14 protein-coding genes and 1 pseudogene are annotated in these 16,026 nt (G+C 46.8%); 1 reads left to right on the forward strand and 14 read right to left on the reverse strand.

The window, feature by feature from the left end:
- Positions 1 to 104: 104 nt before the first annotated feature.
- From ACTNEN_RS09275 to ACTNEN_RS09335, 13 genes and pseudogenes are all read right to left on the reverse strand, one after another.
- A complete protein-coding gene (locus ACTNEN_RS09275; RefSeq protein WP_441206026.1) occupies positions 105 to 551 on the reverse strand; it encodes a threonine/serine exporter family protein in 447 nt (148 codons plus the stop codon).
- The gene (locus tag ACTNEN_RS09280; protein ID WP_441206028.1) at positions 551 to 1,366 is read right to left on the reverse strand and encodes a threonine/serine exporter family protein; all 816 of its coding nucleotides are present in this window, start codon (positions 1,364 to 1,366) and stop codon (positions 551 to 553) included. The genes ACTNEN_RS09275 and ACTNEN_RS09280 overlap by 1 nt, the downstream gene beginning before the upstream one ends.
- 206 nt (positions 1,367 to 1,572) lie before the next feature.
- Positions 1,573 to 3,426, reverse strand: a complete 1,854-nt coding sequence (locus tag ACTNEN_RS09285; protein WP_441206029.1) for a hypothetical protein — start codon at positions 3,424 to 3,426, stop codon at positions 1,573 to 1,575.
- A gap of 121 nt (positions 3,427 to 3,547) precedes the next feature.
- On the reverse strand, positions 3,548 to 4,927 hold the full coding sequence (locus ACTNEN_RS09290; RefSeq protein ID WP_441206031.1) for a replication-associated recombination protein A: 1,380 nt from the start codon (positions 4,925 to 4,927) through the stop codon (positions 3,548 to 3,550).
- Between the two features lie 18 nt (positions 4,928 to 4,945).
- Positions 4,946 to 5,362, reverse strand: a complete 417-nt coding sequence (locus tag ACTNEN_RS09295; protein ID WP_441206032.1) for a winged helix-turn-helix transcriptional regulator — start codon at positions 5,360 to 5,362, stop codon at positions 4,946 to 4,948.
- A 147-nt stretch (positions 5,363 to 5,509) separates the two neighbouring features.
- On the reverse strand, positions 5,510 to 8,017 hold the full coding sequence (locus ACTNEN_RS09300) for an excinuclease ABC subunit UvrA (protein WP_441206033.1): 2,508 nt from the start codon (positions 8,015 to 8,017) through the stop codon (positions 5,510 to 5,512).
- Between the two features lie 398 nt (positions 8,018 to 8,415).
- Positions 8,416 to 8,598 carry a hypothetical protein gene (locus ACTNEN_RS09305; protein ID WP_441206035.1) on the reverse strand — a complete coding sequence of 61 codons (183 nt, stop codon included), beginning with the start codon at positions 8,596 to 8,598 and terminating at the stop codon, positions 8,416 to 8,418.
- Positions 8,599 to 9,016: 418 nt separating this feature from the next.
- Positions 9,017 to 9,247, reverse strand: a complete 231-nt coding sequence (locus tag ACTNEN_RS09310; protein WP_441084590.1) for a hypothetical protein — start codon at positions 9,245 to 9,247, stop codon at positions 9,017 to 9,019.
- A gap of 75 nt (positions 9,248 to 9,322) precedes the next feature.
- Positions 9,323 to 9,720: pseudogene (locus ACTNEN_RS09315) on the reverse strand (RNA 2'-phosphotransferase); the annotation flags it as partial.
- Between the two features lie 141 nt (positions 9,721 to 9,861).
- On the reverse strand, positions 9,862 to 10,554 hold the full coding sequence (locus tag ACTNEN_RS09320) for an ABC transporter permease (protein ID WP_441084589.1): 693 nt from the start codon (positions 10,552 to 10,554) through the stop codon (positions 9,862 to 9,864).
- On the reverse strand, positions 10,551 to 11,468 hold the full coding sequence (locus tag ACTNEN_RS09325) for an ABC transporter ATP-binding protein (protein ID WP_441084588.1): 918 nt from the start codon (positions 11,466 to 11,468) through the stop codon (positions 10,551 to 10,553). The genes ACTNEN_RS09320 and ACTNEN_RS09325 overlap by 4 nt, the downstream gene beginning before the upstream one ends.
- A gap of 50 nt (positions 11,469 to 11,518) precedes the next feature.
- Positions 11,519 to 12,484 (reverse strand): sensor histidine kinase, encoded by a 966-nt coding sequence (locus ACTNEN_RS09330; protein ID WP_441084587.1) that lies wholly within the window; start codon positions 12,482 to 12,484, stop codon positions 11,519 to 11,521.
- A gap of 44 nt (positions 12,485 to 12,528) precedes the next feature.
- Complete coding sequence (locus ACTNEN_RS09335; RefSeq protein WP_441084586.1) at positions 12,529 to 13,110, reverse strand: response regulator transcription factor; 582 nt, start codon at positions 13,108 to 13,110, stop codon at positions 12,529 to 12,531.
- Positions 13,111 to 13,218: 108 nt separating this feature from the next.
- Between ACTNEN_RS09335 and ACTNEN_RS09340 the strand changes: the two genes are divergently transcribed.
- Positions 13,219 to 14,019 (forward strand): helix-turn-helix domain-containing protein, encoded by an 801-nt coding sequence (locus tag ACTNEN_RS09340; RefSeq protein ID WP_002575858.1) that lies wholly within the window; start codon positions 13,219 to 13,221, stop codon positions 14,017 to 14,019.
- Positions 14,020 to 14,099: 80 nt separating this feature from the next.
- Here ACTNEN_RS09340 and ACTNEN_RS09345 read toward each other — a convergent pair whose 3' ends face one another.
- A complete protein-coding gene (locus ACTNEN_RS09345; RefSeq protein WP_002584949.1) occupies positions 14,100 to 15,320 on the reverse strand; it encodes an MFS transporter in 1,221 nt (406 codons plus the stop codon).
- Positions 15,321 to 16,026 lie beyond the last annotated feature (706 nt).

Raw genomic sequence — 16,026 nt, forward strand, 5'->3', positions numbered from 1 at the left:
AATATACTCGCACTTCACATAGACGTAAAGTCACGAGATCGGAATAACTGTCATTCCAGAGGCTGAAGCATTCGCCAAAAACATGTATCACAAGGTATATAATATCATCGCCTTGAAGTCCGTATGCTGGTGCTGATCTTAAATGCAGCCCAGATCAGGCTGATTCCGATCGCGATGCCCATCGCGCAATAGCCGGTCTGCCCGGCATAAAATGATGCTTCCTCGTACTGATTGGCAGCCAAGGCGTACATTGTATAGTACAGCGTGCTTCCGGGGATGAGAGACACCACCGCCGGAAGAAAAAAAAGTGTGGACGGAACCTTCCAGATGCGTGCCGAGAACTCCGCGAGTAGTGCGCCGAATGCAGCTGCCACGAGATTTGCCGTAAAAGGCCCAAGCTTAAGTCCCTCGGATAAAAGCAGATATACTCCCCATGTAAGAGCTCCTCCCATTGAAGCCCAAGGTAAGAGTTTTAATCGGATCTGAAACAGCAAAGCAAATCCGGCAGAACCGATAAAGCTTGCCAAAAGCTGAAGAATTGTTTCTTTCATCAGATCAAACCTCCGTTCCATCTGCCGACCACGAGGATTGCCGTAAAAAATCCAAGTCCCAGCGCCGCTGCCCAGAGGATACTTTCTATGAGCCGCATGGCTCCTGAGATGGTATCTCCAACCAGCATATTGCGAATCGAATTGGTCAGAGCAATTCCCGGAATCAGCAGCATAATATCCCCGATCATGATCTTATCCATATGCAGAAACCGGAAGCATTGCGATACAAGTGCAATGCCGGTACCGGTGAGCAGTGCTGCAATAAAGTTAAAAATAACACGGTTTGGAAAAATCCGTCCAAGATATTTCTGCATCTCGCAGATCAAAAACGAAAAAATCGACGCTACAAGTCCATCCAGGATGCTGCCGCCAAAAAAAACCGCAAACCCACCTGCTCCAAGGATACTTCCCAGGATTGTCCGGGTTCTGTTTTCCGGCTCCATACCGATGGTTTGGATCCTTGCCGCAAATTCATCCTTCGGTGTCAACTGCAACGGATGCGTACAGCAGGCACGACTTAACGCATTGAGCTCCTCCATCCGCATGAAATTGGTCTGATCCGGCTGAAGGATCCTCCGGCTCTCCGTCACCTGACTGCGATCCGGAAACACCATCGTGACAACAAGAAATGAAGTAATGGCAAAAACATTCATCCTCACCGCCCCATAGGCTGTGCCAATTCTCGTCAACGTGTCCTCAACGCGGCTGATTTCCGCACCGGAAGACAACAAAAGCTCTCCCATGTCCATAAGGTCATGGAGAAGAATCTGTTTCTCCGTATCTTCCAGGATGAGATTCCTGTTGTCCTTCACCATATTCTGCCGCTCCCTGTAAATTATGCAAATTTGCTTTTTCTATGTTCTGTTTTATGCCTGCATCATAACATACTTTTTATGAGTTACAAAGTATACAGTGCACAGTAAAATCTGAAGGATCGAAATGCACGGATTATGCCCTGCATGTATAAATTCAAGATGCAGATGTTTAAAAAGCAAGCGCTTTTACATATGGTCTTGTGCTGTTACCATGTGGTCTTATGCTCATCTGTCACTTCACCGCTGATCGGATCTACAAGATAAAATCCCATCAGCCTGGTATCCATGCCATCGGCTAAATAGACCTTTTCACATACAATTTCAAGCTGCTTTTTGCCCGCAGTATTCAGATCGCCCTGGTTTTGGTTTGGGTTTGCGTCTTGCTCTGTACTGGTATCTTTGACACCATTATCGTAAAGCCTCAGTTCATAATCTATCGTACCTCCGTCAACTATTTCAGCGCCGGAACTGATACGCGCATAGAGATTCCCCTTGGCATTGGCATCATAGGAAATGCTGAGATCCGGATATACATTATTTTTCTGAAGATACTCATAGACCCGCTGCATCGCATTCTGCGCTGCAAAACCATCGTCAATAAAACTCTCCTCACTAACGCCGGTATCAAATTCCTCCAGGTTGGATGTTCCTGTTTCGGATGTCTCTCCGGCAGATGTCTCCGTATCGAATGCTTCTGTGCCGGATGCTTCCGTGACGTCCGTCTGCGTTTTAGAATCCTGTATTTCAGATGCTTCCATATCCGATGCTGCGGTTTCTGTCTCCCACACATCCTCTGTGGTATCCGCGGATGAAGCATTCGCATCCGTAAGCCAGTCCGGATACGTATAAATGTCTTCCATGATCATAAAATTAGGAGCGCGGTAATACCTGGTCACACCGTTTCCGCCATAGCTACTTTCCATTGCAAGGTATGTATAGCGCCTCCCCGTCCACGGGTCGCATGTATCCCGCGCAAGAACCTTCTCCTCATCAAAAGTGAACGCCGAAAGGACTGTGATTCCGGCAAACATAAGCATTAGTATCTCCCATACAATGCCTCTTAGAATCATCGCCAGGAATTGCAGCTTCCCACGCGGACGATCTGTGCCACGACGTCCTTTTTCAAAAAGCCATAAGGCACAGGTACCTAAGGCAAGGATACACATACCTGCCGCACTGCCTGCAATGAATGCATAATTGCTGCGCAGATACCAATCGGAGGATAAGCTGTTTTGCAGTGTGAAGAAAAAAACGAAATGTGCCAGCATAAGGCCCATCAACAGCGGAAGCCAGAGTTTGGCTTTAGGTCCAATATGGGCCGAAGAAATTGACTCGATCAGCTGCGTCTTACGTTCCGCCGCACCCTGACTGCTTCCCTCCATCCAGGCTTTTACAACCGCATCCGCCGGAAAACTGCCGGATGCATCTGAAATTCCGGAATATCGTATGTACCAGTCTGCCACCGATAGCTCCGGGGCTTTGGATAATTCCGCCCCAGTTGCATTCGCGTGGCCGGACTCCGGCGATGCCGTTAAATTATGCGCTAAAACCTTCGCAGCAATCCGGAGAAGTGCAAACAGTTTAAGCTGAGATGCACTGAGCTTTGCTGTGTTAATTTCATCCAGTGCTGCTTCCGCACGCGACGAATCATCCATCAAGATATCAAGCCTTGCCATCGCAAGCAGCGACGTAACACGCAATCCTTCTTTTTTATGAAATCCATACCAGTATCTGTAAAGGTTAAAATCATGCCGGCCCTGGGATGAAAGACCGTCAGCGATGCGCACCAAAAGATTATTAACAAAAAGTAAAAGACTTACAATCGTAATAAACAGCGAGAGGAGAAGACCGAGAAGCCCCCAAAGCTTCACCGCCTCCAGCTTGTAATCCATGTAAATCAGATAAAATCCGATACTAAGCCAGCCTACCGGCATAAGAAGCGTTGAAAGGATACGCCAGAGCACAGCAAGTCTTTTACCTCTCTTGTGCCATTGGTATCCACTGAGACCATGCCTCGAATGATACATATTCTGATTTTCCCATTCGCTCCTCTGAACCATTTCCGCCCTCAACCCTAGCTTTGTCTTATTATTCTGTTCATCAAAATTTCTTCCAATTGGAATATCTCATCGCGCCCAATCATTGCTTCTTTGCCTTTGCAGGCTGCTTTACTCTCTATGATCAATCTTCCCATGGTTTCTCGGGCTTCCCCGAAAGCGACGGGTCAACGTAAGCGTACCTCTCCGGTTCTTTCCCGATTTTTCTGAAATACGCTTTGATGTCTTTCTCGTGTCCGATATCATTCGGCTCATAGATTTGTTCTTTACGAACCGCATCGGGCAGATACTGCTGCTCCACCCAGTGGTTTGGATAGTTATGTGCATACTTGTAACCGACACCCCGGCCGAGCTTTTTGGCACCTTTATAGCTGGAGTCCTGAAGATAGGATGGAATCGGCAGATTTCCTGTTTTCCGGACCAGCGACAATGCTTTTTCAATTCCGAGATAAGCAGAATTTGATTTCGGTGCAGAAGCAATATAGGAGGCCGCCTGCGCCAGAATGATTCTGCCCTCCGGCATACCAACACGCTCCACGCCGATTGCCGCCGATGCTGCAACACAGATCGCCATCGGGTCGGCATTGCCGACTTCTTCCGATGCAGCTACCAGCATTCTGCGTGCAATATACTTCACATCCTCTCCTGCCTCAAGCATCCGGGCCAGATAATAAAGGGCAGCATCCGGATCAGAGCCGCACATGGACTCAATAAAAGCTGCGATCGTATCGTAGTGATTGTCCCCGGTCTTATCGTAGCGGATTGCCTTCTTCTGTATGCACTCCTCTGCCACCTTCAGTGTGACATGTATCTTTCCATCGCTTCCCGGATCTGTTGTAAGCACAGCAAGTTCTATGGCATTCAGAGCGGCACGGGCATCGCCATCTGCGATATCGGCCAGGAAATCCGCCGCATCCTCCGCGATATCTGCATTATATGATTTTACTCCCCTTTCTGACTCAAAAGCCCTGTGGATCAAAGTCAGAATATTCTCCTTTGACAACGGCTTCAGTTCAAAAATTCTCGATCTCGAAAGAAGCGCACCATTCACTTCAAAATACGGATTTTCTGTCGTTGCGCCGATCAAAATCACCGTGCCGTCTTCCACATATGGCAGCAGATAGTCCTGCTGTGCCTTATTGAACCGGTGGATCTCGTCAATAAAAAGAATTGTCTTTCTTCCGTAGCCTCCCAGGTTCTCTTTCGCCTTTGCGACAACCTCATCAAGATCTTTCTTTCCCGCAATCGTAGCGTTCACCTGATGGAAATCAGCGGATGTAGTATTAGCAATCACGCGCGCAAGGGTTGTTTTTCCCACACCGGGCGGGCCATAAAAAATAACCGAGCTGATCCGGTCTGCCTTAATCGCACGGTAAAGAAGCTTATCCTTCCCGATAATATCCTCCTGGCCAACCACCTCATCCAGAGTTTGCGGGCGCATTCTGGCAGCAAGCGGAGCCTCCTTTTCTTTCTTGCTCTCCGCCGCATATTCAAAAAGATCCATCTGCTTTTCCACCGTCCTTTATCTGCATTCTATATCTCCATACAGCTCTTTATCATACTTAAAGCCCCAGTTCATAATCGCATAGAATACCGGAAGCAGGTCTCTTCCCATTTCCGTCAGGGAATATTCCACATGCGGTGGAATCTCGTTGAATTGCTTTCTCGTGATCAGACCATCGTCTTCAAGTTCCCGGAGTCCCTTGCTGAGCATCGTATTGGTAATACCCGGAAGATCTTTCTTCAGCTGTCCGAACCGGACCGTATCATAAATGCACATCTCATACATAAGCTGTGATTTCCACCTGCCCTGCAGCATTATAAGAAGCGGGGTGACGGGGCAATGCCCGTCCTCCGTTACAATTCCCTTCTTTATATTCACCAGGTACTCCGAGTAGCTCATATACTCTGCAGGTTTTTCTTCTTTTTTTGCTGCCATTGTTTTTTCCTCTCAGCACTGTTTAACTCACATCTTTAAATCTTCTTCCGGCTTAATTGTATATAAATGATACTATATTCAGATATAAAACCAAGTACATAGAATTTCCAACATCGTATCATATATTACGCAAGAAGTATTTACCTTTTATATATAATGCCCGGTAATGCTTTCATCTATCTGTTTGATTTCATCCGGTGTCCCGCAAGCAACGATCCTGCCGCCTTCCTTTCCGCCACCCGGTCCCATGTCGATGATGTAGTCGGCATTCTTAATGACATCAAGGTCATGCTCAATGACAACGACAGTTGCTCCATGGTCAATCAGTGTCTGAAAAACAAGCAGCAGCGTCTTCACATCCTGCGGATGCAGGCCGATCGTTGGTTCATCAAAAACAAACACGGAATCGCTCTGACCCTTTCCCATCTCGCTGGCAAGCTTTAACCTCTGTGCTTCACCGCCGGAAAGTCCCGGCGTTTCCTCGCCAAGAGTCAGATAGCCAAGTCCTAAGTCGTGCAGCACCTGCAGACGCTGCTGCAGGAGTTTAAGTCCGCCGAGAGCGTGCAGTACCTGATCCACACTCATATTCATGAGCTCCGGCAGACTGTATTCGTTTCCGTCCTTTGCTTTTCTGCGAATATCAGCAGCATCTCTGCTATACCGGGAGCCCCGGCAGTCCGGGCAGGGAATCTTCACGTCGGGCAGGAACTGAACATCCAGCGAGATCTCTCCTGTTCCATCACAGGTCGGACAGCGGAGTTTTCCCGTATTGTAAGAGAAATCTCCGGCCTTGAAGTCGTGTTCCTTTGCGTCTTTTGTTTTTGCGTAAACTTTTCTGAGCTCGTCATGGACATTTGCGTACGTCGCCACGGTCGAGCGCACATTGATGCCGATCGGTGTAGCGTCGATCAATTTGACCTGTGTGATGCCTTCTGCTTCGATGTTTTTCACATGTCGCGGCAGCTTCTGCCCGCTGATCTTTGCCTTCAGCGCCGGGATCAGGCTTTCGAGCACCATTGTCGTCTTTCCCGAACCGGAAACGCCCGTCACCACGGTAAGGCGCCCCATCGGTATCCGGACATCCAGAGGATGCACCGTATGAATCCCCCCTGTTTCCAGATGTATGACACCTTTCTCAAACATGGAAGCCGTCTGCAAAACCGGACGGATTCTTGCTTCATACTGATCGGATAGGAACGGCCCGATAACAGACCTTGGATTCTTAGAAACGTCTTTGATGCTTCCCTCGGAAATCACCGTCCCGCCGTCTGCTCCGGCTCCTTTTCCCATCTCGATCATCCAGTCGGCATGCTTCAAAACCTGTGTGTCATGATCGACAATGATAACGGAGTTCCCGTCCGCACGCAGATCGTCCATTACGCCGGTCAACCCTTTGAGATTATAGGGATGCAGACCGATCGACGGCTCATCAAGAACATAAAGGACACCGGTCGTGCGGTTGCGGACTGCCCTTGCGAGCTGCACACGCTGCCGTTCCCCCGTGGAAAGCGTTGAAGCCGCCCGATCAAGCGACAGGTATCCAAGGCCGAGGTCCATCAGCCGCTTTGAGACGTCCATAAAGGATTCACAGATATTTTCCGCCATCGGACGCATTTCTTCCGGAAGAGAAGCCGGAACACCCTGCACCCAGGGGATCAGTTCCGAGAGGGTCATAGCTGCCGCCTCATCCAGTCCGATTCCCCGAAGCCGCGGCGCGCGGGCCGCCTCCGAGAGCCGTGTCCCATGGCAGTCCGGGCAGACGGCTTCTTCGAGATATTTTTCAAGCCGCTTCATTCCCTTCTCGTCCTTGACCTTGGCAAGGGAATTCTTGACGGAATTGACCGCGCTGTAATAATTAAAATCCATCTCCGCGGGTTCCAGCGTATTTGGATTGACGTAGTGGATGTGATGTTTTTTAAGCTCGCCGTGATAGACAATTTCCTTTTCCTCCGGCGAAAGGTCACGGAACGGCACATCGGTCCGCACGCCCATCGTCCGCACGATATCCTTCATCAGCGACCACATGAGCGTTCCCCAAACGACAACCGCGCCTTCGTCGATTGTCTTGGAATCATCCGGTACCAGCGCTGCCTCATTTACAGTCTGGACAACTCCTGTTCCGCCACAGGTCTTGCAGGCGCCGGTGCTGTTGAAAGCGAGCTCCTCGGCTCCGGGGCCATAGAATTTCGCGCCACAGACAGGACAGGTAATTTCCTGCATGGCCGCGACAGAAAGAGACGGCGGGCAGTAATGCCCATTGGGGCAGCGGTGACTCGCAAGCCGGGAAAACATCAGCCGCAGACTATTGAGCATCTCCGAAAGTGTACCGAACGTGCTGCGGATGCCGGGAACTCCCGGCCGCTGGCGCAGCGCAAGCGCCGCCGGTACGTACCGGACATCTTCCACATCCGCCCGTTCCGCCTGCGTCATCCTTCGGCGCGTATAGGTGGAGAGAGATTCCAGGTATCTGCGGGATCCCTCCGCATATAACACGCCAAGTGCCAGCGAGGACTTTCCTGAGCCGGAGACACCAGCAATCGCTACAATCTCGTTAAGCGGGACATCTACATTGATATTTTTCAGGTTATGAACCTTTGCGCCGCGTACCTCAATGTATCTTGGCAGCATCTTCCTCTGTCTGATCTCACTGGACATAACAATTACCTCTTCTCTGTACATTTTCCAGTTGATATTTTCCTTTGGCGTAATCCGGAATCGAAACTAACATTTTATTTCATCAGTTCCGATGTATTTATCATCAATGGTGGTTTTCTTGATTCTACCCACAATTCTGGTATTTATATCGTATCATATTCCAAATTTATATCTAGTACGCAGATTTTTCTAACCTAGTATCATGCGTGATACCATATCATAAATCGCCGGTATCTATACAAGACAAAGAGTCAACGTGCTATGAGCAGGTAATCCTATGTCAAGTTTTCGGTTTGGCAAATATCTGGACGATATTGTTTATTGTTCAGCGATTTTTATGATTGTTTTCCCTTTGGAGCCGCCATGCTTTACCTTGTCCAGGGCTTCATTTACCTGATTTAGACTGAATAAGGAACGATCAGTTTTACCTCCCCTCGGATAATCATGTTGTCCAGAGGATTCACAGCTGCCACCATAATACGCGCCAGAATTTCGTCATCCTCCGGAACAGGAACCGGAAGGTCTTGAATTTCCAGATCTGTGCCTTTTTTGTCATAATGTGTTAAAACTGCCGCTTTCAATGTACAGCCTCCGTATCATTTTTCCTGATGTATGCCTGCATCGATTTCATTTAACAGACTCTGAAAATCATCCCGAAAAAATGGTATGCTACCCCCAAGTAGGACATTGAAATATAAAACCTACTTGGGGGTAGCATACCAGTCCACATAAAATATGGCTTTTTCAGGACCGGAGCATTATTCCAGCTCGAGTCTCCATAAAGAAATCTGCGTAATTTTAGTAGCGTATGCGCTACTTTTATTTGGTTTTATCGCCCATTTGGATCACGATAATTTATATCGCGCTCAAAGTGTACTCAAAATGTACTCACGGCTGTTCTTAGTTCAAACTGTTTCGCGGCTGGTGTCCCCAATTTGTACCCACTGGCTTCTTTGCCTGAATCAGTCGCCCTATTAGTCACCTTGCGCGAAGTCAATATTAATCATGCTTGATCTCCCAATGTCCGTGATTTCCGCTTCCAACGTAATGTAATTCATCCATCGCATTAATAATCCTTTGAAGAGAACGGAGACTGATTGATAAATTTTCCGCCATTTCTTTCCGGATAATTCTGTTATTTGACTTTACCATTGCGAGAATGCCAGATTCATAGGATTCTCTTATTTTTTCTTCATCGTGAGTGCCACCGTGAGGGACATTGGCACTCACGCCTGTCCCCCAGCCTTCTCCGCAGTGCCGGTGGAATCTTACCGTAAATCCGTAATCGTCGGGACACCTCTTCTTGACCGCAGTCTCTTCATCCAGAGACAGGTGCACATACAGCCTCGACTTCGGGATCAATCCCTGTTTATCAATGGATGCCGTAAACTTTTCGCGGTTCCGTGATACAGAAATTCCGGCGGTTCCATTTCCTCCAGTTCCACATCTACTGGAATAGAATGTCCCTGATTTGCACGAATCAGCGTATGATCTTCGTTATAAGAATACCGTTGTTTCTCATCTGTTCTGACAATTTCGTCCAGCATATCTCTGTCAATCTTATATTCCCCAGATTGATCCCGGCAATCATATCATCAACATCCCGCCTAGCCATGCTCACCCAGCGTGATGCCGATCGCCTCCGGCTTATGGCGAAGGATAAGACTGATAAAGCGGCTGGTACCGGTAAGTGAATCTGACATATCCAAAACTCATTCCTTTCCATAGACAGGCGCATCTTCCGCGACCATTACTGTACGGTCTTCCGGAATACCCGTATGTGTAACATCTTTTCGGCGGCTCTTTGGGGATGTTTCCCGTGGCCGGATTGTTCGAGATATTTCTCAAGCTTTCAGTCTATTCATCCAATGATGAATTGAAAAGACATAGAAGGCGGTACACACTATAAATATCGACGTATAGCTGCACCATAGAATCGGGAACGAATTGATCTGGCTGATGATCACCTGATAGATAAACAAAAATCCAATGCCGTATAAAAACACAGAAGACACGGCCTTTTTCATAATGGCAACCGCAGAGATAAAAAGCACTGCTGCCTCCGCGACAAGCAGATCAACCATCACATATTGCCAGAATTCGTTGCAGGCACTTTTCGTAAGGACACCATTTACCAGGGAAAACCGGTTATCTGCGATAATAACAAAAGCAAAGCAGATAACCTGCGATAGAAATTGACAAGTAAGGCTAATCATAGAAGCCAGCAGTATTTTTGCCAGAAAAATGCGTGTCCTTTTAATCGAATATGTAAACATGATCATTACTGTATGGTTGACATATTCTTCCACGATAATTTTGCTGATCAGATAAGCTGTATAAAACAAATAGAAATCCCATACGGTAGATGTCATCATTTTAAAGATCGCCGCAAAACTGCTGGCGTGGTCCTGATTGACTCCGAATATGGAAACAAAGGTTGAGAAAAGCAAAATTGCCGTAATCGGAACATCTAACAGAATCAGATTTCTGATCCGGATTTTTCGAGCCTCAAGGCGCACTAGTGACCATATTTTCATTGCTGGCCTCCATTCTGCAGAACTGCAAAGAAATAGTCCTCTAATGTTTTATTGGCCTGCGACAGTTCATAAAGGGAAACCCCGCCATTTATCAGTTCCTTAGCAATCATGGATGAATCCGTATTCTGATAAATATGAATTCTGTTATTTTCCTGCACTGCAAAATCTTTGATTCCAAGACGTTCGAGAATGATACAGCTTTTCCTGACATCATCAATGCAGATAGTCAAATGGCTCCGGTTGTTGTTCTTTATTTCGACCATTGTCTTTTCCTGAACCATTTTATGCTGATCGATTATCCCAATCCAATCCGCCAAATGCTCCATTTCAGACAAAATGTGGCTGGAAATCAAAATTGTAGTGCCATAATCCTTGTTGATATCCTTCATCAGGGTTCGCATATTCTTGATCCCTTCCGGATCAAGCGCGTTCGTTGGTTCGTCCAGTATCAACAACTTAGGATAGGCTAATATGGCACGCGCGATAGCAAGGCGTTGACGCATCCCCAGCGAATAAGTCAAAACCTTTCGCCCGGCCGCCGCCGTCAGATCAACCTGCTCTAAGACCTCAGCTGCCCGTTTCTTGTCATGAAATCCCATATAGGAAGCATGGAGCTGTAAATTTTCAAGTCCCGTCAAGTGCTCGTAAAAATATGGATACTCAATGATGGACCCGGTTGAATCCAATCCTTCTGATGTAACTCCTGTATGATCAAAAATTCGCAGGCTGCCCTTGTCCATCGTCTCAAGTCCAACCAGTATTTTCATGAGAGTGCTTTTCCCGGCACCGTTCAGACCAATCAGTCCATAGATCGAACCTTCCGGAACATGAATATTGAAATTGTTTAAGGCTATGGTGGAATCGAACCTTTTTGAAATGTATTCCCCTTCTATGATGTATGTGTATGCATTCAATTCAATAAGCCCCCTTTCTGTAAATGGATGTCTTATTGAATGATATGATATCAGCCGATGTTGTCATTTTCTGTTCGCATTTCTAACGTTTTTCTAACAATAATTGAAAAACAAGTAGCTCCGGGCTGGCTTTCCAACTGAATTGACATGTGACAACGTGCGGCAATCTTTTCCACGATGGATAGTCCCAATCCGGCATGTCCTTGTGAAGCATAGTCTGATTTATTGATCTGATAGTTTCTGTCAAAGATCTTTTTCTGCTCCGCAGGCGGAATGCCGGGTCCATGATCTGATATCTGTATGACAATTTCCTGATCATTTTGCGAAATGGCAATTCCCAAAAACCTGCCGGATTCGCCATACTTAATAGAATTGTCGATCAAATTTTGCATGATGCAGCGAATCGCGTCAGGACTCGTCGCAGCATAAATTGGAGGATCACTTAAATCCAAACTTACCTGAAAATGATTATCATTCAGGCAATCATAGTATGAAAGCGCGATCTCCCGGCACAATTCTGTAAGGTTTATGCGTTTCAATGGAAATTCCGCATCCCCCGAACAGATTCTGGCAAAATCCAGCTGTTGGAGTATGATATGCTGCATCATCTGCGCTTTTTGTTTTGTTTTCTGCAGGGCAAGATTTACTTCAGGGGAATTGTTTCCAAACTCCCGGTATTTCAATACTAATAAGTCGATATACCCAGACAGGGTAGTGATCGGCGTCTTCAGATCATGGGAAATGTCGGCAATATTTGTCCGATACTGTTCCTGAACATCACGGTATTGCCGGGAAAGACGATATCTTTGAAGCAGCAAAGTATTGAGCGAAGTGATCATCCTCTGCAGTTCCTGATTATCTGTATGATATAAGAGAGGTTTGAAATCATCCTGCTCCCTTGTAATATATTTCGTGATTACGGAAATACTCCTCTGTAAGTCTCTTCTCAGGTTATATTGATAAATGGAAAACCCGATTAAAATAGCAATTAAAATTATAGCAGCTGTCAAGATCATGCAAATTTGTCTCCAATATAAATTCCATCACAGTTGGATTTTTATTAATCTGAGTTCTTCATGCGGTAGCCGATTCCCCATAAAGTTTCAATGCAGTCTCTAGATGGGCCAAGCTTTTTACGAAGGCGGTTGATATGCGTATTGACGACATCTTCATTATCTGCATATGAATCTTCCCATACGTGCTGATAAATCTGTCCTTTGGAGAAAACCTGATTTTGATGAGATGCCAGGAAGTACAAGATATCGAATTCTGTTCGTGTCAGGTCAATCTTCCGATTGCCTGTATAAACTTCTCTCGTATCAGGGTTGATAAGCAAATCATAGATTTGAATGGATCTCTGCGGCATTTTTCCGTCGTAAATCTCAACTCTGCGCAAATTTGCCTTAATCCGTGATTCGAGCTCCGTAATGGAAAAAGGCTTTACTACATAATCATCTGCACCATACATGAAGCAGATAGATTTTGCATTGTCACTGTTTTCCCCTGTGATCACAATGATCGGCAATGTGCACACGTTACGTATGTTTTTAATTGCAGTGATTCCACTGCCATCCGGCAGCCCAAGATCAATTAATATGAGGCAGTAGGCAGACATAGATGAGATGTCCACTAAAGAATCCAATCTATGGACAGCGGTAAAATAAAACTGTAAATGCCTATGCCGTTATGCTATGAGCATAGTACATAGCATAACGGCTTCTCTTTCGTTGAGCTAGCAAGGAGGGTGAATATGTCTTTATCCATACAAGAGCGATTAAAAGACCTACGTGTGGAGCGTGGCTTGACGCTGGGGCAGCTTGCGGAGCAGACCGGGCTTTCCAAGTCTGCGCTGGGCAGTTACGAAACGGAAGACTTCAAGGACATCAGCCACTATGCCCTTATCCGGCTGGCGAAGTTTTACGGTGTGACCGCTGATTATCTGCTGGGGCTGTCTGAAATGAAAAATCACCCAAACGCCGATCTTGCAGACCTGCGTTTGAGTGATGAAATGATTGACCTGCTGAAAAGCGGGAGGATAGACAATACCCTGCTGTGTGAGCTGGCGGCGCACCCGGATTTCCCCCGGCTGATGGCTGACCTTGAAATCTATGTGAACGGAACGGCACTGAAACAGGCGCAGGGTGCAAACGCCATAGTGGACACGATGAGCGCAACTGTTATAAAAAAGCATAATCCTGGCATGAGTGATACGCAGTTAAGACAGCTTATCACCGCCCATATTGATGAGGACGAGTTTTGCCGCTATGTGATACAACGGGACATAAACGGGATTGCCCTTGCTCTGCGGGAAACACACAAGGACGATTTTTTCAGCGTCCCAGAGGATAACCCGCTAAAAGAAATGCTGGAAACTGCTGGTGAAATCGTCAGCCAGGACAGCGACACGGAACAAGCGTACTTGGCGTTTATCTGCAAACGGCTCAAGCTGAATTTTAGGAAGCTGTCAGTAGAAGAACGGAAGTGGCTGAAAAAGATTGCGGAAAAATCCGACTTGCTGAAGAATCCAAAACCGCAGAGAGGACGAAGATAAAAAATGCCTGAACGGCGGTTCTGGTTTTTCAGAACCACCATCCAGGCATTTTGTTTAGTAATAGAAAAAGGTGCAGTTGATTATTGCGTATTGTCAATCTCTCTCAAACCGGGTAGTAAAAATACGGCAAGCGCAACGATGATAATGCCAATTCCGCAAATGACAAACCATTTCTCAACTCCCAGCCGCTCCGCCAGAGGCCCGGAAATGACAAGGCCAAACGGCATGGCGAGGGAAGCGGCGCTTGTCAGTAGAGAAAAAACTCTCCCCAGATATTCTGGTTTGACCGTTTCTTGAAAAATCGCATTTTGCACACCGTAAAATGGAGCGGAAATTCCCATAACAGTACAGCACACAACAAAGACAAGAAATGCGTCTGGCGGCAAAAGCCCGGAGAGCATATTGCTAACGCCCATCAGGAGAACGGAAAGACCGATGGTGTACCGCCGTTTCTTAAAACCGCCCCAAATGCTCAGAATGACTCCGCCAAGCAGCATACCAACCGCAAAAGCAATTTCAGCGGCAGAGGCATGGGCCGGTGTTCCTTTGAAGTATGACATACAGATGAGAGGAAAAAGCGTACTGATTGGCATATAAAAGAACATATAAATTACACCAATCCAGAGCAGAGCAAAGAGGCCCCTGTTTTGCTTTAATACCACATACCCCTCTTTCATATCCTGTAAAAACTGTTGTCTTTTCGTTTCTGGACATAGTTCAGGCGTTGGTATGGACGAAATCGCAACAGTCACACAGGCAAGGATTGCACCCACAATATCTAACAATATAATTGCATTAAGAGGCCAAACAGCATATAAAAACGCTGCGGCAGCTGGACTGATAATCGCACTTACTGCTTGCATGGTCTGCGTGTAACCAGCGCATTTTGTAAGTTCCTCTTTTGGCACAATCATAGGTGTTGCTGCGCTGAATGCTGGAGAATGAAAAGCAGTTCCCGCACTTCGGATTAACAGGACAACCATAATAGACCATACGGGCAATTCCATGTAAAACGCCACCAGCGCCAGAATACCGCCAGCGGCGGCAATTATCAAATCCGCACCAATCATTACGCTTTTACGGCTGTGCCGGTCAACAAAAGCACCTGCAAACGGGCCTAAACAGGCTTGCGGCAAAAATCCAATCAGTGTTGCCGCCGTCAATATGATTGCAGAATTAGTTTTCGCAACCAAATAAAAGATAATGGCCATTTGCAAAATACCGCTGCTAATAAAGGATATTGCTTGTCCGGCAAGAAGTGTAAAATAAGTTTTTCTCCATGAATTGTTGTTTTGGGTCATAATGCGAACCTCCTTTTTTATTGCATTGTTCCTTTGTTTCTGCAATAAAAAGCAGGCGTTGTCCCACAGAGAGGGCAGACGCCTGCATAACAACAAAGCACGAAAAAACACCACGATACAGTTCAAAGACTGCTCGTGTCAAACCTACGTGTTCCTTTGCATACGCACGCAAAAAAAGCCCACCATCATGTGGAAAGGTACTTCTACTTTTTATTGCTTATTAGCGTACACAAATTAACACACGTAAGCCTCCTTCCAATCTCAAACTGTCGCACAGTATAACACACATCCGATAGACTTGTCAACCATTTTTAACCTTGTTTTCCATCTTGTTTTTCCATCTCTTACGGGCAGTAGCAAAGCCAGGCGAGCCAGTCAACGGTCAAGATGAACGGCGCTTTCAGCGCCGCCGTTGACAGTCTCGCCCGTCTTTGCTAATGGGTAATCAAGGCGGGAAAGCCATTTTAGGGCTTTCCCGCCCATTTCAATTTTGGGAGAAGAAAGGCCCCAAAATGAACGAGTGCGGCCAAACACTTTTAGGGATTGGCCACCTTGTCCACCCATCCAGCGGGGCGGCGGGGAACGGTCAAGGCCGGGCGTCAGCCCATTCATTTCAGCCTTGACGGTTTCCTGCCGTCCTGCTACTTTTCCCGGAGTGTGGCCACACATCTGGTCACGGTGTCCAGAGCTTTGGGACTTTTTGTCC

Origin of the sequence: Oribacterium sp. HCP28S3_H8 (assembly GCF_052064775.1) — a bacterium.
GTDB lineage: Bacteria > Bacillota > Clostridia > Lachnospirales > Lachnospiraceae > Oribacterium.

Excerpts from the sequence above, each read along its gene's own strand:
- ACTNEN_RS09300 (WP_441206033.1), bottom strand. The coding sequence starts at position 8,017 with ATGTCCAGTGAGATCAGACAGAGGAAGATGCTGCCAAGATACATTGAG.
- ACTNEN_RS09290 (WP_441206031.1), bottom strand. The coding sequence starts at position 4,927 with ATGGATCTTTTTGAATATGCGGCGGAGAGCAAGAAAGAAAAGGAGGCT.
- ACTNEN_RS09330 (WP_441084587.1), bottom strand. The coding sequence starts at position 12,484 with ATGATCTTGACAGCTGCTATAATTTTAATTGCTATTTTAATCGGGTTT.
- ACTNEN_RS09345 (WP_002584949.1), bottom strand. The coding sequence starts at position 15,320 with ATGACCCAAAACAACAATTCATGGAGAAAAACTTATTTTACACTTCTT.
- ACTNEN_RS09280 (WP_441206028.1), bottom strand. The coding sequence starts at position 1,366 with ATGGTGAAGGACAACAGGAATCTCATCCTGGAAGATACGGAGAAACAG.
- ACTNEN_RS09340 (WP_002575858.1), top strand. The coding sequence starts at position 13,219 with ATGTCTTTATCCATACAAGAGCGATTAAAAGACCTACGTGTGGAGCGT.
- ACTNEN_RS09275 (WP_441206026.1), bottom strand. The coding sequence starts at position 551 with ATGAAAGAAACAATTCTTCAGCTTTTGGCAAGCTTTATCGGTTCTGCC.
- ACTNEN_RS09285 (WP_441206029.1), bottom strand. The coding sequence starts at position 3,426 with ATGGTTCAGAGGAGCGAATGGGAAAATCAGAATATGTATCATTCGAGG.
- ACTNEN_RS09295 (WP_441206032.1), bottom strand. The coding sequence starts at position 5,362 with ATGGCAGCAAAAAAAGAAGAAAAACCTGCAGAGTATATGAGCTACTCG.
- ACTNEN_RS09320 (WP_441084589.1), bottom strand. The coding sequence starts at position 10,554 with ATGAAAATATGGTCACTAGTGCGCCTTGAGGCTCGAAAAATCCGGATC.